General features: G+C 49.4%; 2 protein-coding genes and 1 pseudogene. 1 reads left to right on the forward strand and 2 read right to left on the reverse strand.

Features of this window, described 5'->3' with window-relative positions:
* Window positions 1–181: pseudogene (locus ACTHSP_RS17435) on the forward strand (hypothetical protein); the annotation flags it as partial.
* A 101-nt stretch (window positions 182–282) separates the two neighbouring features.
* Here ACTHSP_RS17435 and pepN read toward each other — a convergent pair.
* Together pepN and ACTHSP_RS17445 are read right to left on the reverse strand one after the other, a co-directional pair.
* The gene (gene pepN / locus ACTHSP_RS17440; RefSeq protein WP_049350908.1) at window positions 283–2,904 is read right to left on the reverse strand and encodes an aminopeptidase N; all 2,622 of its coding nucleotides are present in this window, start codon (window positions 2,902–2,904) and stop codon (window positions 283–285) included.
* A gap of 155 nt (window positions 2,905–3,059) precedes the next feature.
* A partial coding sequence (locus tag ACTHSP_RS17445) for a YadA family autotransporter adhesin (RefSeq protein ID WP_440346547.1) occupies window positions 3,060–5,359 on the reverse strand: 2,300 nt, incomplete at its 5' end.

Genomic DNA, 5,359 nt, shown 5'->3' on the forward strand with positions numbered 1-5,359 from the left:
CTTTGTTAATTTCTATAACACTGTGAAGCCGCACCGCAGTTTGAACGGCGATACGCCGTTTGAGGTCTTGCAGGCTTCATTCTCAACCTGTGGTGTAAACAACGCAACGTTTTCCTACAGCCTGTTTTATGCAGGCTCTTTTTTTATTCTTATTCACTATCCTCAACGAAAATTAATTTAAGCGTTGATATATAAAAAGGCCGTCTGAAACCAATCGGTTTCAGACGGCCTTTAGTCTGCCTATCCTTATTGCCAAATTACAATAAGGTTAACAGACAAGCTTTATTTTTCATTCAGAATCTTACCGACAATCTCACCCACATCTTTGGACAAACCTTCTTGTGCATGGATGCGTTGCAATTCTTTGGTCATGACGGCTTTGCGGTTGGCTTCCAATTTGTTGCAGATGTTGAAAGCCTGCACCAATCGGGCGGCAACTTGCGGATTGAAGCGGTCGATTTCCATCACTTTATCGGCAACAAAACGGTATCCACTACCATCTTCTGCATGGAAGTGCGGAATATTACGACTGAAGCTCATCAATAAAGAACGGGCCTTATTTGGATTTTCAATACTGAACTTAGGATGATTCAAGGCCGTCTGAACTTGCTGTAAAGTATCTTTGCGGCGACTTGAGGCAATCAGGGCAAAATATTTGTCCATTACCAAAGCATCATCGGCAAATTTATCGGCAAATTGTGTCAACAAACGATCGCGGATTTCGCTTTCATTGCTGTTAATTGCGGATAAGATACCCCATTCGTGGGTCATGTTTTGCGCCATTGCTTCGTAATTCTCCGCAACGTGTTCGATATGCGCAGCGTCAGCACGAAGGATAAATGCCCTGCAAGCATTGCGCAAAGTACGCCAGCCGGCCAATTCCGGGCTGTATTCATAACGCACAGCGGCATCAGCTTGGTTTTCTTGCTCGGCAGCTTGACGGTTCAGCTCGCGCCATTGAGGCAGGAACTTGACGGCAACGGCATTGAGCAAGGCTTCACGCGCCTGATGAACCTGAATCGGGTCAATATTTTCTTCTTCCGCCCATACATCGGTTTCAGACGGCATTTGCAGCAAAATGGCACGGAATGCCGGATCAAAGTCACCGGAAACCACCAAAGCCAAAGCATCCATCAATGCTTTGTGTTCCGGCAAAGGACGGCCTTCCGCCAATGCCTGACGGTTGGCGTTAATGGCGCGATGATACAGGGTTTGAGCAGCCTCCCAACGGGCAAACTCATTTTCATCTGCCGCCAACAACGTGGCCAATTCTTGCTCGCTGTACGGATAGTTCAGGGTAACCGGTGCAGAGAAGTCACGCAACAGAGACGGGATAACCGGCTCATTGACGCCGCCCAACACAAAAGTCTGCTCGGCTTCAGTCAATACCAAAACCGCCTCTTTCACACGTTTGCCTTGATATTCAAACTCAACCGCTTCGCCTTTTTCGTTCAGCAAACCGGTTTTAACCGGAATCATCATCGGCTGTTTGTCCGCCATATCGGGCGTGGCCGGAATAGTTTGTTTGATGGTCAATTCAAACGCACCATCTTTCAGACGGCCTTGAGCATCTAAAACCGGCGTACCGGCTTGGCTGTACCACAAGGCGAACTGATCAAGATTGATACCGTTTGCGTCTGCCATTGCGGCACGGAAATCATCACAAGTCACAGCCTGTCCGTCGTGGCGTTGGAAATACAGCTTCATGCCTTTTTGGAAGCCTTCTTCCCCAAGCAAGGTGTGATACATGCGCACCACTTCCGCACCTTTTTCATAGACGGTCATGGTGTAGAAGTTGTTCATCTCTTCATAGCTGGCCGGGCGGACAGGATGCGCAGTCGGGCCTGCATCTTCAGGGAATTGGAACAAGCGCAGCATGCGGACATTGTCGATACGGCGTACCACGCGGCTGGCTCGGTCGCCAGAAAACTCTTGATCACGGAATACGGTCAAACCTTCTTTCAGCGACAATTGGAACCAATCGCGGCAGGTCACGCGGTTGCCCGTCCAGTTATGGAAATATTCGTGGCCGACAACAGATTCGATGCCTTCAAAATCAGTATCGGTCGCGGTACAGCTGTTGGCCAGCACAAACTTGGTGTTGAAAATATTCAAACCTTTGTTTTCCATTGCGCCCATATTGAAATCGCCCACGGCAACGACCATGAAAATATCCAAGTCGTATTCCAAACCGAAGCGTGTTTCGTCCCATTTCATCGCATTTTTCAACGATTCCACGGCAAACCCTACTTTAGGTTTATCTGTCTCCGTGGTATAGAACTCGATTTTGACCTTACGGCCGCTCATGGTCGTAAAATAATCTTCCGTTACTGCCAAATCGCCAGCTACCAAAGCAAAGAGATAGCTCGGTTTGGCAAACGGGTCTTCCCATTTCACCCAATGACGGCCGTCTGAAAACTCGCCGCCATCGATTTTATTGCCGTTAGACAGCAACACCGGATAGCGTTTTTTGTCTGCAACGATTGTGGTGGTAAATTTAGACATGACATCTGGACGGTCGATGTAAAACGTAATTTTGCGGAAACCTTCCGGTTCGCATTGTGTGAACAGGTTGCCACCGGAAGCATACAGACCCATCAAAGATTTGTTCTCAGCCGGTAGAATTTCAGTTTCCACTTCCAGCGTGAAGTTTTCAGACGGCACGCCGGCAATCGTCAGTTTTTCGTCTTCCAACACATAATCTACGGCCCGGCCGTTTACTTTCACAGACAGCAGTTTTGCCGAACCATCCAATACCAATGGCTCTCCTGCTCTTTCAGGTTGAACGGTCAGACTGGATTTGACGATGGTTTGCGGTTCTAAAATATCGAAATGCAGGTCGGTTTTCAGAATACGGTACGCTGGCGCGGCGTAGTCTTTCAAATAATGGATGGTTTTGCTCATTTGTTCTCTTTCAGAGTCATGCGGTAAATAGATGAAGCATATCGTTTCAGATAGTCTAAATTCAAGTGTTTTCAGAAAAAAAGGCCGTCTGAAACCTAAAATTTCAGACGGCCTCCCTATTCAGGCAGTAAATCTAGTTGCCTGTCATTGCCAACTTACCACTTATACAGCGCACCGACACCGACACCGACATGACCGTCGGTATTGGCCGAGAAGTTGCCTTTGACAATCCAGTTGCCGCCGTCACTCATCGCAGATACGCCGATAGCCATGGCAGACTGACCGCCGTAGTAGCCGCTGCCGACACCGATACCGGTCTCACCCGGACTGGTTACTTGCGGAATCGAGCCTTGGGCAATCGCACCGGCCACACCCGCGTAGGCTTTCTTACCTACTTGGTTGATGTTGTTTTGCAATTCGTTGCCCAAACCAATCAACTGGTTCACGTTTGCCGCGTCTGTACCGTCTTTACCCGGAGCCACATTGGTAATGCGTTGGCCGCCGTTGTTCAGACCGACAGGAGACAGTTTGACTTGGTTGTTCGGATTGTTTTCAGTCGGTGCAGCGATGGTTACGCCATCGTTGTTGACCACGGTGTTGCCTGCGGTCAGACCGTCTTTGTTCAACGCAACTTTATCGCCGACTTTCATGCCGTCGTTATTCATTACAGTATCGCCTGCTTTGAAGGTATCGGCATTCACTGTCTTCACGCTAATCTCGTCAGCCAACTTCAGTTGAGCACCACCGGCTACGGTTTCGCTGATGATGTTGCTGTCGCCTTTGACATTGATGGTGTCGCCCAATGCATAGTTGTTGCTGCCGGTCGTACCGCCGAAGTTGATGCCTTTGGCGATAGTCGCAGCGTTGTTGGCTACGTTTTGGTTGGTCGCAAACAGTTGGCTGCCGTTAACGGCATCTTTGCTGTTGGCATTGAGGTCGCCGTCGGCTACGTTGGTCACTTTGTTACCCGCATTGTCCAAGCCGTCTTTAGTCAGGTTCACATCGCCTGCTTTCAAGCCGTCTTTGTTCAATGCAACATCATCACCAACTTTCACACCATCATTATTAACAGTAGTATCACCGGCTTTCACGCTGTCAACGTCCAAGTCTTTATCGGTAGCAACTTCATAAACAGTCTGACCTTTGTCACCTGTTTTTTCAGTCACAACGATGTTCTTACCTTGAACGACTTCAGTTTTAGATGCCGTCGCAGCTTGTTTCAGTTGAGAAACATTAACCGCATCGGCGTCATCCGTACCGGCCGCAACGTTGGTAATCTTGTTGCCGCCATTGTTCAAGCCAGCTTTGGTCAGGTTCACATCGCCTGCTTTCAAGCCGTCTTTGTTCAATGCAACATCATCGCCGACTTTTACACCGTCATTATTCATCACGGTATCACCTGCGGTAACGCTGTCAACTTTCAGGTTTTTATCGGTAGCCACTTTGTAAATGGTTTGGCCATTGGCGCCGACATTCTGAGTAACAACAATGTTATCGCCTTGAACGACTTCGGTCTTAGCCGCAGCCGCAGCTTTGTTCAACTGAGCAACATTCACCGCATCAGTATCATCGGTACCGGCTGCAACGTTGGTAATCTTGTTGCCGCCGTTGTTCAAGCCGGCTTTAGTCAGGTTGACATCACCAACTTTCACGCCATCAGTATTGACGGTGGTATCGCCGGCTTTCACGCTGTCAACTGCCAAGTCTTTAGCCAATTTGACTTCCAACTTATCAGAGCCATTCGCTACAACACCGATATTGCCGTCTGAAAGTTTGGCTGCATCGGTTTGACCGCCAACAATATTCAGCTTCGTACCCGGTTTGCGTTCAACATCTTTGCCGCTGTCGCCGCCGAAAGTCAAAGGCAGATTGGCAGTTGCATTGACGGCTTTAATCGCATCATGGATGTTGTTCTCACCAGTACCGCCAATATCGGTCATGCTGATGTTGCCGCCATTATTGGCCGCATTGCCACCCAATACATTCACCAACTGATCTTGGGCTGCATTCAGCTGCTCTTCAGTCGCCGCACGTTTGCCTTGGGCAAAGTCGCTGCCACCCAAAGTCGTATTGCTCAAGCCGCTGACTTCGCCTTTATTGCCATCGATTTTCACCGGAGCCGCTTGACCGACATTCAACACATCTGCCAGTTTCAGCTGTGCACCACCGGCTACGGTTTCGCTGATGATGTTGCTGTCGCCTTTGACATTGATGGTGTCGCCCAATACGTAGTTTTTGCTGCCGGTCGTACCGCCGAAGTTGATGCCTTTGGCGATATTGGCGGCGTTGTTGGCTACGTTTTGGTTGGTCGCAAACAGTTGGCTGCCGTTCACGGCATCGGTACTGGTCGCGTTAACCGCACCTGCAGCGACGTTACCCAAGGTTACCGGGCCGCCTGTGCCCACCAGATTCACTTTGTTGCTCGGCGTAGTGGCCGGAGTGCCCGCTGTGTCAA

The organism is Neisseria sp. P0001.S005, assembly GCF_051963715.1.